Consider the following 1,668-nt stretch of genomic DNA (forward strand, 5'->3'; position numbering starts at 1 on the left):
AGCCTCGATCCACTGATGAATTGGGGTAGGTGTGCCTCGCTGGGCTGTTGAGGGCTGGTCCTGGTCGCGGGCAGGGGGTATCTGCTGGTCTGTCCAGCTGTTCCTGTGCGCTCCGGTCGGGCCTTTCGGCATATGGTCAGGTGGTGGCGATTTCTGGTGGGCTGTAGCCGATGGTGTTGCGCCACAACGTGAGCCAGTGCTCTGTCCAGGGCCAGTGCGCTGGTAGGTGCAGGATAGGTTGGCGTTGCGGACGGGCCAGGCGGGCCGGGATAGTGATTATCTTGCGGCGCAGTGTCGCCCCGCGGGCGACCGCGTGGGCACCTCCGGCCAGGACGCCGACGGCGCGCAGCAGGTTGTGGGCGATCGCGGCGCACAGGATCCAGGCCGAGTTCGCGCCGAACCGCCCCGAGGGCATGTGCGCCAAAGGTCCGTCGATGAGGTCGGCGAACACGGTTTCGATGATGGCGTGGCGGCGATGAGTGATGTCAGCGGCGTCGACGGGTTCGTCGGAATTGGTGAAGAACGGGTGGTACCGCCACACCGGAAACAGCGCATCGAGGAACCGCGCGTCTTTGACCCGGCGCACGACCAACCGGGCGGTCACCGGAGTCTTGGTGGAACCGAAGGCTGTGTAGGTGGTTTCGGCGACTTCGGCATCGGAGATCCAGGCGCCGGTGTCGGGGTCACGCACAGCACCGGGATAGTTCACCGGGGTCCACGCGGTCTCGGGAATTGCGTCAATGGCGGCGGCAACTGCTGCGGTCTTGGTCAGCACCAGCGAGAACCGGACACCTGCTCGGTGGCAGGCGGTGACCACGGTGCTATTGCCGTAGGCCGAATCGCCACGCACCAGGATCTGCCCGGTGACCCCGGCAGCACGGGCGGTAGCGGCCGCTTGAGCGATCATGCGGGCTGCGCCCTTGCCGGAGTTGGCCTTGCCCGCCCGCAACCTCGCCCCGGCGATCACCGGCGCACCGTGGTCGGTGCTGATCGTGGTGATCAACGGTGAGAGGCCTTTGCGCAGGATCTGCCTGCCGGCGATCTTGGTGTGTCCGTAGCTGGCGCCCTGCTTGGCGTGCCCGTAGACCGGGCGTAGTAGTGAGTCGATGTCGATGAACGCCCGTCCGTCGGCGCCGGGCAACAGATCGACACGCCCGCACAGCGCGGCCAGGTGTTCGCGCAGGACAGATTCGAGCTGGCGGGCATGCCCGAAGGTGAACTCCCGCAATAAGGTTCCGATCGTCGACGGGGCGTACACACCACCGAAGAGGGTCTTCATCCCACCCGAGCGCACAACGTCTAGGTCATCAATGCTGTCCGCGCCGGCGCACATCCCGGCGATCAGCGTGGTCAGCTTCGGTGACGGATGGGCCGCGGCCGAACGGATCCGCTCACAGGTGAACCGGATCTTGTCGGCCAATAGCTGCGACAGACCGGTCTGGTCGGCCAGGGTCATCACCGGCACCAGCCCGGCGCACGACACGAGATGTGCATCATCGAAGACCGCCGACGACACGGCGAACCTATGGGACACTTGCACCGGAAGCGCCTTTCTGAACGTGGGCTGATCGAAGTGTGGTAACTCCAATCATCCCAGCTCAAAGGGCACTTTCCTTACATCAACACCCTCCGAACAGGCGATTCATCGGTGGATCGAGGGTTAGCCGC

The 1,668-nt window shown here is 65.2% G+C and carries 1 protein-coding gene; it reads right to left on the reverse strand.

From position 1 onward, the window contains the following. Window positions 1-136: 136 nt before the first annotated feature. Complete coding sequence (locus BKG60_RS14985) at window positions 137-1,540, reverse strand: IS1380 family transposase (protein ID WP_065204061.1); 1,404 nt, start codon at window positions 1,538-1,540, stop codon at window positions 137-139. Window positions 1,541-1,668: the final 128 nt, after the last annotated feature.

Origin of the sequence: Mycobacterium syngnathidarum, from assembly GCF_001942625.1 — a bacterium.
Taxonomy (GTDB): domain Bacteria; phylum Actinomycetota; class Actinomycetes; order Mycobacteriales; family Mycobacteriaceae; genus Mycobacterium; species Mycobacterium syngnathidarum.